Origin of the sequence: Acinetobacter sp. YH12108 (assembly GCF_013419055.1) — a bacterium.
Taxonomy (GTDB): Bacteria; Pseudomonadota; Gammaproteobacteria; order Pseudomonadales; family Moraxellaceae; genus Acinetobacter.
Map to the genome: position 1 here is coordinate 1 of NZ_VPAW01000026.1, position 20,873 is coordinate 20,873.

The 20,873-nt window shown below is 44.0% G+C and carries 16 protein-coding genes, 6 tRNA genes and 1 riboswitch; of the genes, 4 read left to right on the forward strand and 18 right to left on the reverse strand.

The window, feature by feature from the left end; translation table 11 throughout:
• Positions 1–648 precede the first annotated feature (648 nt).
• From FTU46_RS13755 to secA, 10 genes are all read right to left on the reverse strand, one after another.
• Positions 649–725: transfer RNA gene (locus FTU46_RS13755), tRNA-Pro, on the reverse strand.
• Between the two features lie 18 nt (positions 726–743).
• Positions 744–819: transfer RNA gene (locus FTU46_RS13760), tRNA-His, on the reverse strand.
• 78 nt (positions 820–897) lie between these two features.
• A tRNA-Pro gene (locus FTU46_RS13765) sits at positions 898–974 on the reverse strand.
• Between the two features lie 18 nt (positions 975–992).
• Positions 993–1,068: transfer RNA gene (locus tag FTU46_RS13770), tRNA-His, on the reverse strand.
• A 36-nt stretch (positions 1,069–1,104) separates the two neighbouring features.
• Positions 1,105–1,181 (reverse strand) — tRNA-Arg (locus FTU46_RS13775).
• A gap of 35 nt (positions 1,182–1,216) precedes the next feature.
• A tRNA-Pro gene (locus tag FTU46_RS13780) sits at positions 1,217–1,293 on the reverse strand.
• Between the two features lie 154 nt (positions 1,294–1,447).
• On the reverse strand, positions 1,448–2,515 hold the full coding sequence (gene nadA, locus FTU46_RS13785) for a quinolinate synthase NadA (RefSeq protein ID WP_179993243.1): 1,068 nt from the start codon (positions 2,513–2,515) through the stop codon (positions 1,448–1,450).
• Positions 2,516–2,667: 152 nt separating this feature from the next.
• Positions 2,668–3,888: a bifunctional glutamate N-acetyltransferase/amino-acid acetyltransferase ArgJ gene (gene argJ / locus FTU46_RS13790; protein ID WP_179993244.1), complete on the reverse strand. Its 1,221-nt coding sequence runs from the start codon at positions 3,886–3,888 to the stop codon at positions 2,668–2,670.
• A 154-nt stretch (positions 3,889–4,042) separates the two neighbouring features.
• Complete coding sequence (locus FTU46_RS13795; RefSeq protein WP_159124164.1) at positions 4,043–4,396, reverse strand: hypothetical protein; 354 nt, start codon at positions 4,394–4,396, stop codon at positions 4,043–4,045.
• Positions 4,397–4,549: 153 nt separating this feature from the next.
• Positions 4,550–7,276, reverse strand: coding sequence for a preprotein translocase subunit SecA (secA, locus tag FTU46_RS13800; protein ID WP_180105191.1), 2,727 nt, complete (start codon positions 7,274–7,276; stop codon positions 4,550–4,552).
• A gap of 331 nt (positions 7,277–7,607) precedes the next feature.
• Between secA and FTU46_RS13805 the strand changes: the two genes are divergently transcribed.
• Both FTU46_RS13805 and FTU46_RS13810 read left to right on the forward strand, forming a co-directional pair.
• Positions 7,608–8,249: a peroxiredoxin gene (locus tag FTU46_RS13805; RefSeq protein WP_104426585.1), complete on the forward strand. Its 642-nt coding sequence runs from the start codon at positions 7,608–7,610 to the stop codon at positions 8,247–8,249.
• 568 nt (positions 8,250–8,817) lie between these two features.
• The gene (locus tag FTU46_RS13810) at positions 8,818–9,408 is read left to right on the forward strand and encodes a dual specificity protein phosphatase family protein (RefSeq protein ID WP_159124161.1); all 591 of its coding nucleotides are present in this window, start codon (positions 8,818–8,820) and stop codon (positions 9,406–9,408) included.
• 5 nt (positions 9,409–9,413) lie between these two features.
• Here the strand turns inward: FTU46_RS13810 and FTU46_RS13815 are convergent, their stop codons facing one another.
• Genes FTU46_RS13815 through trpA form a run of 4 tightly spaced genes read right to left on the reverse strand, consistent with a single transcriptional unit; the run spans position 9,414 to position 13,429 of the window.
• Positions 9,414–10,460 carry an SPOR domain-containing protein gene (locus tag FTU46_RS13815; RefSeq protein ID WP_373684505.1) on the reverse strand — a complete coding sequence of 349 codons (1,047 nt, stop codon included), beginning with the start codon at positions 10,458–10,460 and terminating at the stop codon, positions 9,414–9,416.
• Entirely contained in the window at positions 10,451–11,734 is a 1,284-nt protein-coding gene (folC, locus tag FTU46_RS13820) for a bifunctional tetrahydrofolate synthase/dihydrofolate synthase (RefSeq protein WP_180012591.1), read from the reverse strand. Before folC ends, FTU46_RS13815 begins: the two co-directional genes overlap by 10 nt.
• Positions 11,731–12,627 (reverse strand): acetyl-CoA carboxylase, carboxyltransferase subunit beta, encoded by an 897-nt coding sequence (gene accD / locus FTU46_RS13825; protein ID WP_034169942.1) that lies wholly within the window; start codon positions 12,625–12,627, stop codon positions 11,731–11,733. The genes folC and accD overlap by 4 nt, the downstream gene beginning before the upstream one ends.
• Before the next feature lies 1 nt (position 12,628).
• On the reverse strand, positions 12,629–13,429 hold the full coding sequence (gene trpA / locus FTU46_RS13830) for a tryptophan synthase subunit alpha (RefSeq protein ID WP_004782187.1): 801 nt from the start codon (positions 13,427–13,429) through the stop codon (positions 12,629–12,631).
• 365 nt (positions 13,430–13,794) lie between these two features.
• On the opposite strand from trpA, the gene FTU46_RS13835 reads away from it, so the two are divergent.
• A complete protein-coding gene (locus FTU46_RS13835) occupies positions 13,795–15,126 on the forward strand; it encodes a Na+/H+ antiporter NhaC family protein (RefSeq protein WP_180068725.1) in 1,332 nt (443 codons plus the stop codon).
• Positions 15,127–15,166: 40 nt separating this feature from the next.
• Here the strand turns inward: FTU46_RS13835 and FTU46_RS13840 are convergent, their stop codons facing one another.
• The gene (locus FTU46_RS13840; protein WP_180105192.1) at positions 15,167–16,204 is read right to left on the reverse strand and encodes an AraC family transcriptional regulator; all 1,038 of its coding nucleotides are present in this window, start codon (positions 16,202–16,204) and stop codon (positions 15,167–15,169) included.
• A 140-nt stretch (positions 16,205–16,344) separates the two neighbouring features.
• Between FTU46_RS13840 and FTU46_RS13845 the strand changes: the two genes are divergently transcribed.
• On the forward strand, positions 16,345–17,223 hold the full coding sequence (locus tag FTU46_RS13845; protein ID WP_179993252.1) for a metal-dependent hydrolase: 879 nt from the start codon (positions 16,345–16,347) through the stop codon (positions 17,221–17,223).
• 63 nt (positions 17,224–17,286) lie between these two features.
• On the opposite strand, the gene FTU46_RS13850 is transcribed toward FTU46_RS13845, so the two are convergent.
• From FTU46_RS13850 to FTU46_RS13860, 3 genes are all read right to left on the reverse strand, one after another.
• On the reverse strand, positions 17,287–18,279 hold the full coding sequence (locus FTU46_RS13850; protein ID WP_180105193.1) for a DUF2804 domain-containing protein: 993 nt from the start codon (positions 18,277–18,279) through the stop codon (positions 17,287–17,289).
• A 362-nt stretch (positions 18,280–18,641) separates the two neighbouring features.
• Positions 18,642–19,886, reverse strand: a complete 1,245-nt coding sequence (gene trpB / locus FTU46_RS13855; RefSeq protein ID WP_004782182.1) for a tryptophan synthase subunit beta — start codon at positions 19,884–19,886, stop codon at positions 18,642–18,644.
• Entirely contained in the window at positions 19,867–20,511 is a 645-nt protein-coding gene (locus tag FTU46_RS13860; protein ID WP_180105194.1) for a phosphoribosylanthranilate isomerase, read from the reverse strand. Before FTU46_RS13860 ends, trpB begins: the two co-directional genes overlap by 20 nt.
• Positions 20,512–20,654: 143 nt before the next feature.
• Positions 20,655–20,865, forward strand: a riboswitch (cobalamin riboswitch).
• Positions 20,866–20,873: the final 8 nt, after the last annotated feature.

Genomic DNA, 20,873 nt, shown 5'->3' on the forward strand with positions numbered 1-20,873 from the left:
TTACTGTTTTATCAGAAGTTTTAATCTTCATCACCGCCGATGGATGTGCATTATAGACCAATCCCAAACAAGCGCAACCCCTATTTTTAAGAAAATACTTCAGTTGATTATTATTTCTACAAAAATGTCATATATGCATATTCTTTAATCTAAAAACCCTATTTTTTAGATATCTTTTTACTATTTCCATTTTTTAATTTAAAAAACAGGGACTATTTCGTTTCAGCTTAATAAAGTGCAATTTAGTTTTTTATTCCTATAACTACTCTTGCTTAAAATATTCTTCCAACTCACTCGAATAAATATTTTTCTTATTTTCACAATCCCTATGGACCTCCCAATAAATGCGACTCACCCATAAAAAGATCTAGGTACATTTAGCTCGACTTATTAAAAACATAATTCTGGAATGAAGAATGAAGAATGAAGAATGAAGAATGAAGAATGAAGAATGAAGAATGAAGAATGAAGAATGAAGAATGAAGAATGAAGAATGAAGAATGAAGAATGAAGAATGAAGAATGAACTTAATAAATAACCAGTTTTTAATCTATTTTTATTTTGATTGCTAAATTTAATTCGTAGTTAAATTTCAGACATAAAAAAACCGCCTGATGCGGTATCTATATAATTAATCATTTTTATCGATGGTCGGAGCAGTAGGATTCGAACCTACGACCCCCTGGTCCCAAACCAGGTGCACTACCAGGCTGTGCTATGCTCCGATGTTCAACTCAAAGAGTTGGGGTGAATGATGGGATTCGAACCCACGACAACCGGAATCACAATCCGGGGCTCTACCAACTGAGCTACATCCACCATTACGGTGTCTTCATTATTTAGACATAAAAAAACCGCTTGACGCGGTATCATTTATCTTAACCACCATGAAGAAGATGGTCGGAGCAGTAGGATTCGAACCTACGACCCCCTGGTCCCAAACCAGGTGCACTACCAGGCTGTGCTATGCTCCGATGTTCAACTCAAAGAGTTGGGGTGAATGATGGGATTCGAACCCACGACAACCGGAATCACAATCCGGGGCTCTACCAACTGAGCTACATCCACCATTACCTTGGTTCTTAAATATCAAGCCACCAAAAATGGCGCGCCTGACAGGATTCGAACCTGTGACCATCCGCTTAGAAGGCGGATGCTCTATCCAACTGAGCTACAAGCGCTTTACTGATGATTTTCACCATCCGCCTTGAAGAATTGGTCGGAGCAGTAGGATTCGAACCTACGACCCCCTGGTCCCAAACCAGGTGCACTACCAGGCTGTGCTATGCTCCGATTCATCTCAGCTTTCGTATCAAGCTTATCGCTTGGTACGGTGTGCATTCTAGGCGTGACGCCATAAGACGTCAACACCTATATTTAAAAAAAATCAAAAAAACACTTCAAGCGTTTATTTATCAAGCATTTCAGACATTTTTTATACAAAATCTTAGCGTTTCAAGCTGGCACTAAAATCCAGCATACGATCTAAAGGCAGTTTGGCTCGTTGAGCTAATGCGGGGTCAACATGAATCTCCTGATCACGATGTTGTAGAACATGCAAGATTCCATCTAGCTCGTTCATGGCCATCCAAGGACAGTGTGCACATGAACGACAGGTTGCTCCTTCTCCAGCGGTTGGAGCTTCAATCAAAATCTTATCTGGCACAGCCTGCTGCATTTTATAGAAAATACCGCGATCTGTTGCCACGATCAAACGCTGATGTGGCAAGGTTTGAGCTGCCTTGATTAACTGAGAAGTACTTCCGACTGCATCAGCAATTTCTACCACAGACATCGGTGATTCTGGATGGACCAGCACTGCCGCATCTGGATATAAGGCTTTCATATTAGCAATTCCGCGCGAACGAAATTCTTCGTGGACGATACACGCGCCATCCCAAAGCAGCATGTCAGCACCGGTTTTATTCTGGATATAACGCCCTAGATGCTGATCCGGTGCCCAGATAATTTTTTCACCTAAACTATCGAGGTGTTCAATAATCTCAACTGCACAACTTGAAGTCACGACCCAGTCAGCGCGGGCTTTAACCGCAGCTGAAGTATTAGCATACACCACTACAGTATGATCAGGATGCGCATCACAGAATTTGGTAAATTCTTCTACCGGACAACCCAAATCCAGTGAACAGGTCGCTTCAAGAGTTGGCATCAGGACGGTTTTTTCTGGTGAAAGTATTTTTGAAGTTTCCCCCATGAACTTAACCCCAGCTACCACCAAGGTCGATGCGGGATGGTCACGTCCAAAACGCGCCATTTCCAATGAATCGGACACACAGCCACCAGTCAGTTCTGCCAGTTCCTGTATTTCAGGATCACAATAATAATGTGCAACTAGTACTGCATTCTGCTTTTCCAATTCGGCTTGAATCTGTGCAAATTTTTCCTGTTTGGCCTGTGCACTGATCTGATGCTCTTTGGGTTCTCCTAAACGATCTAAATGCGCCTGCACAATCGATTTGGCTTCATTGGCTATTAATTTGGTCGCATCATTCATAACAACTCTTACTCTACCCTCATGGTTCATTATTCAACGAACCTTTCACCCTACATCCCGGTCATCTCTAGCAAAATACTTTTTTGACCAGTCATTAAAAATCATAAGATATAAAAAAAGCCCCACAACGGAGGCTTTAGAAACAATCTGAATTATGAACGATAATCAGCATTGATCTTCACATAATCATAGGACAGGTCACAGGTATAGACTGTATCTTTTGCTTCACCACGTCCAAGATCAACACGAATCGTCATTTCAGCTTGTGCCATCACACGTGCACCTGCCTCTTCGGTATAGTCTGCTGCAGCACCACCATCCTTGCAGATTTGTACATCATCTAACCAAACCTGAATTTTTGCAACGTCTAAATTCGCCACACCTGCATAACCGATTGCAGCCAGAATACGTCCCCAGTTTGGATCAGAAGCAAAGATCGCAGTTTTCACCAATGGAGAATGCGCGATGCTATAGGCCACGTCACAGCATTCCTGAGTATTGGCACCACCTTCTACGGCCACAGTAATAAACTTGGTTGCGCCTTCACCATCACGCACAATCAATTGCGCAAGGCGTTTCATGGTACGCATTAATACCTCAAGCACAGCTGCATAACGCGGATCTTCAACTGATGAAATTTCTGTTCCACCGGCCTGACCTGTAGCAATAAAAATGCAAGAGTCATTGGTTGAGGTATCCCCATCAATGGTAATGCGGTTGAATGACTGATTCACTGTCTCAGATAAAAGCTGTTGAACCAGTTCACGGCTGATTGGCACATCAGTCGCCACATAACCTAGCATAGTGGCCATATTTGGGCGAATCATGCCGGCACCTTTGGAAATCCCGGTCATGGTATAAGTAATGCCGTCCAGTTCGAACTGTTCAGATGCACCTTTTGGTGTAGTGTCTGTGGTCATGATGCCGGTTGCCGCATCGATCCAGGCATCATCACGCAATGACTCTAATGCAGGCTGCAAACCATTCAGAAGACGTTCCATTGGTAATTGTTCGCCAATCACCCCTGTTGAAAATGGCAATACTTCTTCAGCTTTCACGCCTGCAAGTTCAGCCAGTTTGGCACAAGTGGCTTCAGCATTTGCCATACCTGTAGCACCTGTACCCGCATTGGCATTTCCGGTATTAATCACTAAATAATGTGGGTTACCTACCGCCAGATGTGCTTTAGAAACATGTACAGGAGCAGCACAAAAAGCATTCTGGGTAAATACACCTGCAACATTGGAGCCTTCAGCCAGTTCAAATATCACCAGGTCACGTCGGTTCTGATAGCGTACATACGCTTCTGCCGAACCAATTCTCACCCCTTTTACCACATGCATCTGTGGCATAGATACGTCACCAACTGCCATTTTTAAATGTCCAATATTGAAGTTTCAGAAAAATACAGCTTAGTTGATCTTCATTAAAAAATCGAGCCAAAGCCAGATGAACACTCACTTTTCTTATGGTTTTTCACAATAAAAAACCAGTCATGGTGACTGGTTTTATTAAACTGGATCAAACTTAGTTTTTAGCCAGCTGGGTTGATTCACTCAATAAAGCTTGTTTCGCCTGTTGCTGACTTGCCGCAGAAAGCGCTGGGTTAGAAGCAACAATACGGTCAGCATTCGCTGCATTGGCTGCTGCAATCGCTGCAGTCTGCAAAACGATTGGACGGTTTGAATTATTAAAGGTATAGCGAATGCCAGTACGCGGACTTGCAATGGTCACCTGACCATCTGTACCCGTCTGAACCTGAGCCGTAGTTGGACCAATGGCCTGCTGAACTTTAGCAGGTGTCGTTGTTGCTGTTTCAGCAAAACTTAAAGTCGGGATTACCAAAGCAGCAACCATCATCGTTTTTAATACTTTTGTCATTGTTTCTTCCACTTTGCGGTGTTCAATCTGCCATTAAATACCATTTAATCCGGTACAGTGCAAACAGTATTCATCAGCTGAAAAGTCCATATACATAAAAAGATCAGGACCATTTGGTCCTGATCTTTTTATAGTTTAGAAACTTAGCAGAAATTAGATCTTGCCATGACACTGTTTGTATTTCAGACCTGAACCACATGGACAAGGTGCATTACGGCTTGCCGGTGCTTCAAAGACTGGTGCAACCGGATTAGCCTGCGCATTTTGTTCAGTGGTGATTTCATCTTCTTCAGCCAGTAATCCATCAAATTCCTGATGAGATAACTGCAAACGCATCGCTTCAGCCTGTGCCTGCTGCTGTGCTTCCATTTCAGCCAGCTCTTCAGGTGTTGGCACATGGATACGTGACAGATCAGTGATCACATCAGATTTAATGACACCCAGCATGTTTACAAACAGGTTATAGGCTTCTTTTTTGTATTCCTGCTCTGGATTTTTCTGTGCATAACCGCGTAAATGAATACCCTGACGCAGGTAATCCATCGCTGCCAGATGCTCTTTCCAGTGACGGTCCAACGAGTTCAGCATGAAATGACGTTCGAGTGATGCTGCAGATTCAGCACCCATTTGTTCACGACGTGAACGGTAACGATTTACCACTTCTTCAGTAATTCGCTCAACCAGTGCTTCTTCATCTAAACGACGATCCTGCTCTAACCATTGTGCAACTGGCAGATCAATCGATAAGTCTTCACGTAGTGCAAGTTCCAGACCTTCAATATCCCACTGATCATGAATTGATTCAGGCGGAATATAGTTGGCGATCATGCCCTGCATCACTTCACGGATCATCTCTTCGATATAATCCTGCAATGAACTTTCAGCCAGAATCTCATCACGCTGACTATAGATAATTTTACGCTGCTCGTTATTCACGTCATCGTATTTCAACAGGTTCTTACGAATGTCGAAGTTACGTGCTTCTACTTTGCGTTGTGCATTTTCGATTGAGCGTGACACCATTTTGTGTTCAATCGCTTCATCTTCTTTTAAGCCCATTGCACGCATCATGGCAACCACACGGTCACCCGCAAAGATACGCATCAAGTCATCTTCAAGAGACAGGTAGAAACGCGATACACCCGGGTCACCCTGACGGCCCGCACGACCACGCAACTGGTTATCGATACGGCGAGATTCATGACGCTCAGAACCGATAATATGCAAACCACCAGAAGCAAGAACTGCTTCATGATTCGCTTCCCATTCTGCTTTCAGGCGTGCTTCATCTTCAGAGGTTGGGTTTTCAATTTTGGCCAGTAGCGCTTTCCAGTTACCACCCAGCAAAATATCGGTACCACGACCGGCCATGTTAGTTGCAATCGTTACAGCACGCGGTGCACCCGCTTGGGCAATAATATCTGCTTCACGCTCATGCTGTTTGGCATTCAGGACTTCATGTTCAATACCAGCTTCTTTAAGCTTGTCAGAAAGAATTTCCGACGCTTCAATAGTGGCCGTACCAATTAGGATTGGCGCAACACCAGCTTCATGAACACGCTGGATTTCCTGAATAATCGCGTTGTATTTGCCTTCACGATTCAGGTAGATCAAATCGTTCTGGTCATTACGGATCATTGGACGGTGGGTTGGAATGATTACCACATCCAGACCGTAAATTTCTTTCATTTCCGCAGCTTCAGTATCTGCAGTACCGGTCATACCGGATAATTTTTTATACAGACGGAAATAGTTCTGGAATGTAGTAGTTGCAAGGGTCTGGTTTTCCGGCTGGATTTCCAGACCTTCTTTTGCTTCAACTGCCTGGTGCAGACCTTCAGACCAGCGACGACCTGGCATGGTACGACCGGTGTTCTCATCGACGATGATCACTTCACCTTCATGGATGATGTAATGCACGTTACGTTGATACAGATAATGCGCACGAATCGCAGCAGTCACATGATGCAGCAAATTCAGATTAGAAGCTGAATATAGGCTTTCACCTTCAGCCAGCAAGCCCATTGCAATCAATTCACTTTCAATGGTTTCAAAACCGGTTTCTGTAATTTCTACTGAACGCTGTTTTTCATCAATCCAGAAATGACCGCCATCCGGTACTTTTTCTTCTTTCTGTGCTTTTAATTTCGGCGGAATGTTATTGATTGCTGCATAAAGCTGGGAAGAATCTTCACTTTGACCAGAGATAATCAGTGGTGTACGTGCTTCATCGATCAGGATCGAATCGACCTCATCGATAATGGCATAGGTCAGACCACGCTGTTTTTTCTCAGCCAACGAGAACACCATGTTGTCACGAAGATAATCGAAACCGAATTCGTTATTGGTACCGTAAGTGATATCTGCTTTATAGGCTTCAGATTTTTCTATCGGATTCTGCATGGAATAGATAATCCCAATGCTTAAACCCAAGAATTCGAACAATGGACGGTTTAACTCGGCATCACGTTGTGCCAGATAGTCGTTCACCGTGATGACATGGACACCCTGCCCGCTCAATGCATTAAGATAACAGGCCAGCGTCCCCATCAGGGTTTTACCTTCACCGGTACGCATCTCGGCAATCTTGCCTTCATGCAGGGTAATACCACCTATCAACTGTACGTCGTAGTGACGCATTCCCATAACACGTTTTGCAGCTTCACGACAGACTGCGAATGCTTCAGGAAGTAACTTATCTAGGCTTTCACCCTTATTATATCGTTGTTTGAATTCTTCAGTTTTTGCAGATAAGTCTGCATCGCTTAGGGCTGATATCGTCGGCTCGAGCGCATTAATCTTGTCTACGATTTTACGCATGCGTTTGAGTTCGCGCTCATTTTTGGTACCGAAGATTCCTCCGATCAGACTTGCCAACATGAATAGACTCTCTAAATCTTGCTTGTCAAATAAATATGTTCTTAGTCGTTATTATGGTGCTAGAAATTTGAACTACAAGGGTTTTGCCAGAAAACCAATGAAAAAAACTCATCCTTCGTCCTAGCCCTGAGACCTAAGGCAAAGTAATGTAGCAAATTTTACCCATGCAATATAGTTAATTAGACGACTGATTTGTCTGATTCTGAATCGACAGCCTACTTCTTTATTCGGTTTATTCATAAGAAATTCTAAAAACACTATTTTTAATCATAAAAAAATTGGTTCATATTTATTCTCATCGACACATTACAAGATCAATTGAGGCAAGAAAATGAGTTTACGTTTAGGCGATACCGCACCGAATTTTGAACAGCAATCTAGCGAAGGCTTAATTAACTTTTATGACTTTCTAGGCGATAGTTGGGGCATTTTATTTTCACATCCAGCAGACTACACACCTGTATGTACCACTGAACTGGGCTTTACCGCGAAACTGAAAGACGAGTTTACAAAACGTGGCGTGAAAGCGATTGCGCTTTCTGTTGATGATGTTGAATCGCATCATGGCTGGATCAAAGACATTAATGAAACTCAAGGTACGACCGTTAACTTCCCGATCATTGCTGATCAGGACCGAAAAGTGTCTGAGCTGTATGGTTTCATTCACCCAAATGCCAGCGAAACCCTAACTGTACGTTCTCTGGTAATCATTGATCCAAACAAGAAAGTGCGTCTGATTATTACCTACCCTGCATCAACAGGTCGTAATTTCCATGAAGTATTACGTGTAGTCGACTCTCTGCAATTAACCGACAATCATAAAGTTGCAACTCCAGCAAACTGGCAACATGGCGATGATGTAGTGATTGTGCCTTCATTAAAAGATGAGGAAGAAATTAAACAACGCTTCCCTAAAGGTTATAAGGCAGTAACTCCATACCTACGTCTGACACCACAGCCTGAGCGAGGATAAGCGAAGCACTGCTTCGCCCGAGCGCAAGAGCCATAGCTATGCTATGGCTGGTAAGGAATTAAAAGGACTCCTTTTTAATTTTGCGCAAGGCAAGCGTAGCGCGCAGTTTCCATAGTACTGCCCTTGCGCAAGACGAGAAGCTATGCTTCGAGTGATAACACCGAAACCACTGCTTTTCAGTTTTGCGCAAGGCAAACGAAGTGCGCAGTATTTGAACACTGCCTTAATTTGTGGCAAGACAAGCGAAGCGCGTAGTTCAAGTTAAAACGAAGCACTGCTCCGCCCTGAGGAATATATTCCGCAAGAAGACCCACAGCTATGCTGTGGGTGCAAGAGGATAAGCTAAAGGTTGTTCTATCCTTTTTGAATAGTAAAAAACCCCAATCAACTCTCCACCATGAAAATGAAAATCGTCATGCATCAACCATCATTTTCATGTTTAGTTTGATACCCTCCGACGAGCCGGGTTTTCGAACTTTTCCCATCAAGCCTGTCTTCGGACAGGCTTTTTTTTGGAAAAGCCGATATGCTGTTGAAGAGAATGATTAAAAAGGTGAGTTAGGTTGCAATGAAAAATAATTATGTACTTCTTCTGGTTTCCACGCTTGTTTTATCCGGCTGTACTCCAGCGCTGCCTGAACAGGAACGCCCAATGCATTGGGGACAGGAACTGCATGAAGAACATAATTTTTATCAGATCAGCGATGAACTCTACCGGAGTGAACAGCCGAGCGATGAACTGACGCCCTTATTAAAACGATATGCCATTAATGTGGTGATCAACCTGCGTTCACGCGATAAAGATACGGATATTTTGTCAAATGAAGACCTCAAGCTTAAACATGTTCCCATTCATACCTGGGCTATGAATCGCGAGGATTTACTGAACGTAATGCAGTTGATTCAACAGGCACGGCAAAATAATGAAAAAATACTTTTACACTGTTATCATGGTTCAGACCGTACCGGTGCCAGTGTGGCCATGTACCGGATTATTTTCCAGAACTGGCGCATTGAAGACGCAGTACGGGAAATGAAGCATGGCGGTTATGGCTTTCATTCCATTTGGCGCAATATTGAAAAATTATTTATCCCTGAAAATGTAAGATGGATTCGCGAGCAACTCACGAATCCATCTACAGAAACTTCGGTTAAGTAAGAGAATTAACGCTTATCTAGCGGCACCCAGTCATTCACCCAGGCTGATTTCATGTTCAGGCTGGCATCAGACGCGATTTTCTTACGCAGTGCATCTGCTGTTTCACGGTCTTTAGATGGACCGACCATGATACGCACACCTTTAGATGTCTGGCTCTTGGTGACCTTGTAGCCTTTGGCTCGCAGTTTGGCCGCAATGGCATCAGCATTGGCTTCATTGGCAGCCAATGCCACCTGCACCATCCACTGTTTATCACTTTCACCTTCAAGAAGTTTACGGGCTTTTTCAGCTTCAGCCTTTTTCTTGGCCTCTTCTGCTTTATGTTTCTCTTCAGCTTTGCGCTTTTCTTCTGCCTTACGTTTTTCTTCTGCCTTACGTTTTTCTTCAGCAGCTTTATGCTCAGCTTCTTTTTTCTTTTCAGCCGCTTTGTGCTCTTCCTCGGCCTTACGTTTTGCTTCAGCTGCCTTATGCGCTTCTTCAGCTTTACGTTTCTCTTCTAGCTTACGTTTTTCTTCTGCAGCCTTCTGCTCTGCCTGTTTCTTGGCAGTATCAGCTGAAGTTTGGGCTTTTTGCTGCTCAAGTTTCTGCTGTTCTAACTTTTTTTGTGTAGCAGCCTTGTCTTCAGCCAGACGTTTTTGCTTCGTCTGTTCATCTTCTGCCAGCTCAGGTGGAATATTGTCTGAACTTTGCTGTCCCATACGATGGGCATTCAAAGCAGCATATTCTTCAGCCGCACGACGTGCTGCATCTGCCTCAGCCTGCTGTTGCATGGCTAAAAATTCAGCTGCACGGGCTTCCTGTTCAGCCACTGCTTTTTCGCGGTCACGACGCTGCTGTTCCAGCAGACGTTTTTCTGTTTCCACATCGACTGTTAAAGAACCTAATGAATTGTTGACTGTATCTTTTGATTCTACTTCTGCAGCCAGTGCCGGGTTTTGCTGACGATCCTGATGAATTTCATTTTGGCCTTTCAGGAGTAATGCTGCCAATAAAACACCACCACCTAGTAAAACAACGCCACCCATCCAGCGTTGTTTGTTATTCATTGACATTCTTCCAAATACTCCCATACCGCTTCTAAGGTATGAAATGATCCACATACCAAAATCAGCTGATTATTCTCTGTTTCATCCAGCGCTGATTTAAAAGCTAATTTTACATTGTCAAATTGTTCTATCAATTCACCTTGCAGTGCATCAGTCAAAAGTGTGACCTCTGCCGCACGTGGCACAGATAATGGTGCAATTTTCCACAAATGAACAGTGTCTTTCAACAACTTGACGACAGAATTTATATCTTTATCTGCCAGCATGGAAAATACACAAATGACTTCTTTATATTTCTTGTTGTAATTTAAATAATTGCGTAATTGTTTTAACAGGAACTCTACCCCATGCGGGTTATGTCCGGCATCAAAAATTACGGTCTTATTCTGAATTTCTCGGACTTCAAAACGTCCCGGCAATTTAGCTGCCTGAATTCCTTCCGCAATCGCTGTCTGGTTGACTTCCAAACCACTCAGCAAGATCGCTGCAACCGCTGTCGAAATATTATCCAGCGCCAGTGAACCTGTTGGCAATTTTAAAGTCGTACCCGACGATGCAAAAGCCCAGGTTTTGCCATCTTCAAAGGCTTCATAGAAATAATCACGGTTGATAGCATACAACGGCGCATTGCATTCAGCAGCTTTATCCAGAATGGCTTGCGGAATATCTTGCTGACCACCAAATATCACGGGAATATTCGGACGGATAATACCAGCTTTTTCAAAAGCAATTTTTTCAATGGTATCACCGAGCCAGTCGGTATGATCCAGTCCGATATTGGTGATGACTGCAACATCCGGATTAACCACATTCACGACATCCAGACGGCCACCCAATCCGACTTCCAGCACCCACACATTACACAGTTCATGTTTAAAAATCACAAATGCAGCAAGTGTGGTTGCTTCAAAGAATGACAGGCTTAAATCGCATTCGCGACGTGCCCGATCGACTTCAACAAAAGCATCAATCAGCAACTGGTCTTCGACTTCAACCCCACGTAATTTCACCCGTTCATTAAAACGATATACATGAGGAGACTGATACAGTCCGACCTTAAAACCCTGAGCATTGAGAATGGCAGCCAGAGTCGTGGTCGTTGAACCTTTACCATTGGTTCCGGCAACCGTCAGGACTTTAGCCTCCGGATTGATCACGCCCAGCTTTTCAGCCACAGGAATAACACGTTCCAGGCCTAAATCAATCCCCGTAACGTGAACATGGCTCCAATAATCGAGCCATGTATCAAGTGAATCAGTTGCTAATGGTGCTGTGTTCAAGGCAGGTTCATCAATTTCGTGATAATACGATAAACTGTATCACGTAATGCATGACGGTGAACAATCTGATCGATTACACCATGATCAAGCAAATATTCAGCACGCTGGAACGGTTCGTCCAGTTTTTCACGTACAGTTTGTTCGATCACACGTTTACCCGCAAAGCCGATCATGGCTTTCGGTTCAGCCAGATGTACATCACCCAGCATAGCTAAAGACGCAGTGACACCACCGTAGACTGGATGGGTCAATACCACCACATAAGGCAGACCTGCTTCTTTCAAACGCTGAATCGCTGCTGAAGTACGTGCCATTTGCATCAAAGACAGCATGCCTTCCTGCATACGCGCGCCACCAGAAGCTGCAAAACAGATTAGAGGTTGATGTGTTTCAATCGCACGCTCGGCTGCCTGCACAAAACGGTCACCCACTACGGTACCCATAGAGCCGCCCATGAAGTCGAATTCAAATGCAGTTGCAATCATTGGCACGCCTTTCAGCAGACCTTGCATCACGATCAGTGCTTCAGTTTCACCCGTTTTCTTTTGTGCTTCCGACATACGCTCAGGATAAGCTTTGCTGTCGACAAATTTCAGTGGATCTTTGGCCGTAAATTCCTGACCCATTTCAGTCTGTACCTGATCAAAGAACCAGTTCAGACGGTCACGTGCTTTCATTTTCAGATGTTCATCGCATTGTGGACAAACATAAGCATTAAATGACATTGCAGTACGTGTCACCAAAGCATGACATTCAGGGCACTCAATGGTTGGCTCTGTGAATGTCGCTTTTAGGGTAGTTTGCTCATCAGGTACATGAATGCCCGGAACAATACGCTCCGTCCATGGGGTCGATGGGCTCAGAATTTTGCCTGATTTCACTTGTTGACTCATACTATAACTCATCGAGCGCTGCTCGAAGCTCCTTGACTTTATTCACCGTCGCAATAACGGCTTGTTCTGGCGCGAGGGTTGCAAACTGTTTTACAAACGCACTTCCCACAATAACTGCATCGGCAGCAACACCCATCGCTTTCGCAGATGCAGCATCACTGATACCAAAACCCACGCCTACAGGAACATCTGTCTCTGCCTTAATTTTCTGAATACGTGCAGCTGCTTCAGATACATCTAATGTTGCAGCACCCGTCACACCTTTCAACGACACATAGTAAATAAAGCCACTGGCCTGTTTCACTACATGCTGAATACGCTCATCAGTTGAGGTCGGAGCCAACAGGAAAATCTGATCCATTTCATATTTTTCCAGCACCTGCCCCAAATCTTGAGCTTCTTCAGGAGGAAGATCGACCAGAAGCACGCCGTCGACACCGCATTCATAGGCATAAGCCACAAACTTTTCATAGCCAATGACTTCAACCGGATTGAGATAACCCATGAGTACCACTGGTGTTTCGCGGTCTTTCAAGCGAAATTCTTTCACCATGTGCAGGGCATCCAAGGTATTAGTGCCACCGGCCAGCGCGCGTTCAGCGGCCAGAGCAATCACCGGACCATCTGCCATTGGATCTGAGAAAGGAAGACCCAGTTCAATCACGTCGACGCCAGCGTCCACCATCTGGTGCAGCAAAGGTACGGTTACCTCTGGATGCGGGTCACCAGCCATAACATAAGAAACTAAAGCTTTACGCTGTTGAGATTTAAGTTGTCCAAATCGTGTGGCTAAACGTGACATAGGGCTGAGCTTTCCTTAAGGTGTTTCAAACTTGAGACATTGACTATGTAGAAATACAAGACATCGCATTGTAACGCTATTTTTTGTACATTGAACAGTGTGCAACATCAACCTCTGGCATTTCATTTCCTGTGCGAGGATTTCAGAACAACCCGAAGGGATCTATTTACGATTATTTTGATTTTTTTCTCAATGATCAAAGATGCCTAATTTTGGCATTCCCTAAAATGTTGAATATTTAGATAAACTTATTTTTATCATGGAAAAATTAATAAAAATGCAGATGTTAGCGCATTCATTTAAAGTTTTCTGAAATTGCAAAACCTGTTTTATACTAGCCCCATTCTCTTATTTTTTTATCTCCTATGCAGACTGACTCTGAAGGTACAGTGCAGGCACGCGCCATTGCACTGTTGCCGCTTATTGTATTTTTAACCATCTTTTTAGGTAGCGGGATCTATCATTCTCTGATCGGAACTGAATTTGCGTTTTATCAGATTAAAGCGCCTGTTGCTGCCCTGCCCGCGATTATCTTGGCTGCATTAGTGTATCGTGGCAAACTCAATCAGGGTATTGAAGAATTTCTGAAAGGTGCCAGCCATCCTAACCTGATTCTGATGTTCATGGTATTTATGCTGGCCGGTGCTTTTGCCAGTGTTAGCAGTGCGATTGGCAGTGTTGATGCCACCGTACAGATGGGCCTGTCTGTCATTCCTCCGAGTTTTGTCTTACCGATGCTGTTTGTGATTTCGGCATTTATTGCGACGGCGATGGGTACCTCTATGGGAACCATTGCCGCCTGTGCACCCATTGCCTTTGGCTTTGCACAAGTGACCGAGATTCCGGTGGTTTATGCGATCGGCGCCGTGGTCGGTGGGGCAATGTTCGGTGATAACCTGTCTATGATTTCGGATACTACCATTGCTGCAACCAGCAGCCAGAAAGTGCAGTTACGTGACAAATTCAGAGTCAATGTCTGGATTGCTGTGCCGGCTTCTATCGTCACGATTTTGATCTATATCTTCAATACTGGTAGTTCTAGTCCAGTGGAATACAAGGACTTTAACTGGATTCTAGTCCTGCCTTATATTGCGGTCTTTTTACTGGCTTTTAGCCGTCTGCATGTTCTGGCGGTTTTAATCATCGGTGTCGTGTTATCGGGTTTATTCGGGCTATTTGCTACGCCAGATTTCAATATCCTCAAGCTGAACACTTCCATTTATGATGGCTTTGTCGGCATGTTTGAAGTGGCATTGTTATCCATGTTCCTGGGTGGCCTGTCTGCGATCATGCAACGTGAAGGTGGTTTACGCTGGCTGATCGAACGCATCTACGCGCTGACCCGCTTATTTAAAGTAGGCCGTCAGCGGGCTGGTGAAATCGGGATCAGTTTCTTGGTCGTATTTTCGAATCTGTTTGTAGCAAATAACACTGTCGCGATTATTCTGGCTGGTGATATGGCCCGTGAAGTGGCGAAAGAATATGGGGTTGATCCGAAACGTGCCGCCGCCCTGATGGATATTTTCTCCTGTGTGGTACAGGGGCTGATCCCTTATGGCGCACAATTATTACTGGCCTGTTCGATTGCCAAACTTTCTCCAGTCGAGCTAATCGGGGGCGTGTATTATTGCTGGATTCTGGCAATATTTGCGGTGATCGCAATTACTTTCCGATATCCTAAATTAAAAACAGCTTAAATTAAGTCATGAGATAAAGCGGCCAATGATGGCCGTTTTTTTATGCCTGATCCTGTTTTAATTGTTTTCTATATTGCAATAAAGTCCTGCCTGTTGCTGCCTTATAAGCGCGGGCTAAAGCGGACTGGTCAGAATAATCCAGTTGTTGGGCGATTTCGGTCAGGCTTAGGGGCTGATGCAATAAGCTTTCACAACGCCTGATCCTTTCCTGTTCCAACAATTTTTTAAAAGAACTACCTTGCTCATTTAGCTGACGCTGCAAGGTTCGAGTCGATACAAACAGTTGCTCGGCCAGCTGTTCAATTTTAATCGCCTGCTGTCTGCTTCTTAGATGCTCTGCAACCACCTTTTGAGCCTGAGTCAAAATACTTTCTACAGGTGGTTTGGCTGCAATCGCTTCTTCAGCCTGACGAATCAATAACTGTAATAGCATTGGATCGGCCTGTTCCGATTTCAGGCTCAGTCCCTGTATATCCAGTTCAAAGCCATAATCCTGCTGTGAAAACTGCACTTCTGCATCATAGAATTTTTGATAGTGAATTCGGGCAATTTCTGGCGCATGGGCAAAACGCACCCGACGCAAGAGTAAAGGATGATCCTGCAAAATAAAACGTCCCAATTGCACCATAGCTGCGATGGTCAGCTCATTCAGCAGGTTATAACGCTCATCCTGATAGATCCAATACAATTCAATACTCTGTGCATGCTGTCTTAGTTGCAATGGGACAAATTCACTCCCATCAATGACCAGTCGCTGAAAACGCATGATATAGCCGATGATCTCAGGAATACTGCTGCTTTTAGATACCATATAGCCCAGCACACCAAAATGTTCTGGCCGAATGCACTGCACAATTTCAAAAATTAACTGTGGACACGCTAGCTGTTTTTGGGTTCTTAACAGGATGCTATTGAGAAAATCCAGCGGAACTTGTGCATCAAAAGGCTGATCAATCAGTCCAATGAGCTGAGGTCGTAGATCTGCAAGAAACTTTGCGGTTAAAGGTTCTATATTTAAGCTACGTAAATAGGTGGCCCATAGCTGGATATAGCCATTGGAGATTTTGATGTCCTGCATGAGCGCGTCCCTGTCTCCGCTGCGAATGTATATTTTATTTTTCTCTGGCGTAAAATGTATAAAAATTGGCCATATCTGTCAAAACAATTTGTGCAATTCTGAACATACTGTCAGCATCTTCAGAAAAAGAATGAAAGCAGATGAACGCACCTTTAAAATCTTCCGTACAGCCTGTGGTACGCAGTAATCTTGATTTTAAGCTGAGTGAAATTCCGCGTTACTGGTTTGGTGGCGATCCATTCCTGACCCGTATGTTTGATGCACTGAGTCTGACCTTTCCAGACGGTGAACGTTATTTCATTCAGAGTGTGCGTCTGTTCCGTGACCAGATCAAAGATCCAGATCTGCAAAAACGGGTAGCTGATTTTATCCGTCAGGAAGCACAGCATGGTATTGCCCATGACAAGATGAATAACCTGATGCGGGAACAAGGCATGCCGGTTGATCAGTTTATTCAGCGTCTGAACTACATGATGAACTATGACCTGAAGAACCGTTCACCTGAGTACAATATTGCAGTCACTGCAGCCGCAGAACATCTGACCGCGCTCATGGCTGAAACTTTTTATGGACAAAAAGATACTTTAAGAAATGCCCATCCTTTTGTTCGCGCCATGTTTGCCTGGCATGCGATTGAGGAAATGGAACATCGTGATGTGGCTTTTGATGTCATGAAAGATGTGGCAAAAACGCCAGAATGGCTGCGTCAATACACCTTGCTCATCACGACTTTGCTGATGTTTGGTTTTACCATTTACCGTGCCAATGTCATGCTTAAACATGATGGCTTTAGTCCGCTGCAACGCTTGCAAATGAATATCCGTGGCCTACCTTGGTTCTTTGGCAAAAAAGGGACTCTGACTCGTATGGGTAAACAGTATCGTGACTGGTTTAAAAAGGATTTCCATCCATCCCAGCACCCAGTGATTGCTCAATATGAGGTTTGGGTAAAAACGCTGGCAGAAACCGGCGACCCGATTCAGGCAGGAGAAGCCTTCTGGCAAGCTGCAGAAGATTAAACCTCGAAATCAAAAGCCTTCGAGATTGAAGGCTTTTTTAGATTTAGAAGTTAGAAAAATGAATTACCATTTGGCATAGTGCTGTTCTAAAAGTCCATATTCATTAACCAGTACAATATCTTGGCCATCTTGTCGGATAGTACCAGATACTTTTGCTTGCCACTGGCTAAACTGGCTGCCGACCAGACGCAGATTCAGATTTTCATAACGGCGCCAGCCTGTGTGTACATTCAGGTTCAAGCAGCCATCCAATGACTGGATGTTCCAGCGTTCGTCAGATTCCTGCTGAAATAACACATCCGCCACAGGATAAATTTTGCCATTTACCCACAAACAGTTTTCATTGCCAAAGCTTTCATTGACGCCGGAAGCGAGATTGATCCCGATACGGTTACGATTGGTATCCCAGAAATTACAAGATAGCCAGAACCAGGCAGTTTCAGGACGCAAAAAGCCGCAGGTATCATCCAGAGAGGCGAAGGTGCGCTCATTAAACTGGATGGTTTCACCCTGCTTATTTACGAAATAACCTTCACAACCCAAAGTGGTCAATTTCTGGGTATAGGTCCAGCCATTGATTCCGGTCGGACTGCACATACTCAGCGGATCTGTACCTGCACAAAAAATTCGGGCACTAAGCTTGATTTCACCATATTTGGTCACATGGATATAACGCACCCCATTGGCATGCTGGATATCAATCTGAAAGGGAGATTTGTGAAAATAACTATGATTAAACAATGGCTGTTCATCTAGCACCGTATTGCGCGAGAAGAAATTGATCGCATTCCATTCCTGCACTTCATTGGTGCTATGGTTATAGATATAGAAAAAACTGTGCCCGGCCCAAGCGATATCCGCAATTGCAAGGCCAATCGTATAATGCTCGTGTTGAATACTACAGAATTTAAATTTTTTATATTTTAGTTGCTTACGCCATCCCTTGAGTACATCACCATAGGGATTTTTGTACTGGTACGCATGGTAATCAATACTTTTTGGAATTTCCTTGAAACGTCCGTAACGTGGTTGTCCATTTTCCTGAATTAAATCCATTAAGACATTCCATCTCAATCAAAAACTATTTTTGCTTGAAGCTATTATGCCGATTATTGAGATTTGATAAAGAATTTTTTAAAACCGTTCGTCAGCTCTTCCGGCCAATTCTGCTTAAAATAACCATTTTAATTTTCTGAATGAGAAACTGATTTTTTTGCTGTTTTATCCAGAACTTGAATAAATTTTATTCTATTTTGAACCAGATTGCTTCTTCCTCTTCATCTTTAAAAATTTTCTTATCTATAAAAATAAAAAAATCGTACTGAATAGCTTCAATACGATTTTTTTAATCCACCTTACTCTCCTTTTAGATAGGAGGGTTTTCTCCCCTCTTTGAAAAAGAGGGCCTGGGGGAGATTTTACATCTCAACCATTTCCACGCCATCAATACGGGCAACGGTCATCAAGTCTTTATCACCACGACCAGAAACGGTCGCAATAATGATTTGATCCTTGTCCATGGTTGGGGCAAGTTTAGTGACATAAGCCATCGCATGTGAACTTTCAAGCGCAGGAATGATCCCTTCGATCTTGGTCAAATCACGGAAACCTTGTAACGCTTCCTGGTCATTGATTGGCACATAGTTCACGCGCTCCATATCTTTCAGGAAGCTGTGTTCCGGACCTACACCCGGATAATCCAGACCGGCAGAAATTGAATGCGTTTCAATGATCTGTCCTTCTTTATCAGACATCAGATACGTACGGTTACCATGCAGCACACCGACGTGACCCGCATTCAGTGGTGCAGAGTGCTTGCCAGTTTCAATCCCTAAACCTGCGGCTTCAACACCATACATTTTCACATCCTGATCGTTCAGGAATGGATAGAACAAGCCCATTGCATTTGAACCACCACCGACACAAGCAACCAATGCATCTGGTAGGCGACCTGCCTGTTCTTGAATCTGACGGCGTGCTTCACGGCCAATAATGGACTGGAAGTCACGAACCAATTGTGGATATGGGTGCGGACCTGCCACGGTACCAATCACATAATAAGTTGAGTCAACGTTGGTAACCCAGTCACGCATCGCTTCGTTCATGGCATCTTTTAATGTTTTAGAGCCACTTTCTACAGGGACAACTGTTGCACCCAGCAGACGCATACGGTAAACGTTCATCGCCTGACGTTTCACGTCTTCAGCACCCATGAACACCACACATTCAAGACCTAAACGTGCTGCGATGGTTGCCGTTGCTACACCATGCTGACCGGCACCAGTTTCTGCAATAATGCGTTTTTTGCCTGAAAGTTTAGCCAATAAAGCCTGACCAATTGTGTTATTTACTTTATGTGAGCCAGTATGGTTCAGATCTTCACGTTTCAAGTAAATTTGCGCACCACCCAACTCTTTTGACCATCGTTCAGCATGATATAAAGGACTAGGACGACCTACGTAGTAGGCTAGATCACGGTCGAATTCTGCCAGAAACTGTTCATCATCTTTCATGCGGAAATAAAGCTTTTCCAGATCTTGTAAAGCCGCCATCAGAGTTTCTGACACAAAACGCCCGCCATGGATACCGAAATGTCCACGCTCATCCGGGAATTGGGTATAGTCAATCACGGGCTTGTTGTGATTAGTACTTTGCTGATCCACGATGGACTCCTTGCATAAAGCGTTCTATGAGTTGTTGGTCTTTTATACCTTTTGCGGATTCGACACCACCACTAACATCAACAGCATAAGCCTGTGTGGTGTGAATTGCTTGCTCGATATTGTCCGGGTTTAAGCCCCCAGCCAGGATCAAGGGAATATCTAATTGAGGAAAGGTGCTCCAGTCAAAGCTGTGGCCGGTACCACCTTTTAAATCAGGATGCCATGCGTCTAACAGTACTGCGCTGGCCCCTGCTGTCTGATAACGTTGAATCTCAGCGACTACGTCCAGATCAGGTTTGACCTGAATCGCTTTATACCAGCGACGCCCAACCTGCTTTGCGATAACCTGACATTGTTCAGGGCTTTCATCACCATGAAACTGCAGAATATCCAGCGGAACAGTTTTTAAAATATCCTGGATTTCATATGCCGTACTATTAACAAATAAGCCAACCACTTGAATATAAGCTGGCACTGCTTTGGCCAATACTTCAGCTTGTGCCTGAGTCACGCTACGTGGACTCGGTGGATAGAACACAAATCCAATGGCATCACAGCCGGCATTCGCAACAGCTTGGACATCTTCAACTCGGGTGATTCCACAGATTTTGGCACGGGTTCGCATATAGTGTTGGCTCTGATTTACCAAGATATCAAGTAATCTATGAGATTGGGGTGAATCATTGTAATGCAAATCATCGATCTTGCGTAAAGTTCATACGGATTATTCTTGATCTTGATTGTTTAAGTCATAAGCAGACTTTATACTTGCCACAATTTGCAACGAGTCAAGGCCTTAAGGCTTTAGGGAAGTTGGTGCAAATCCAACGCTGCCCCCGCAACGGTAAAAAATGAAAAGCTTGTCTTTATAAATCCTCAGGATTTACACCACTGCATCAATATGTGGGAAGGTGGATAAGTAAGTATGTTTCAATACTGCATTTAAGTCCGGATACCTGCTTGTTGTGTTCTTTAACTCAATCATTC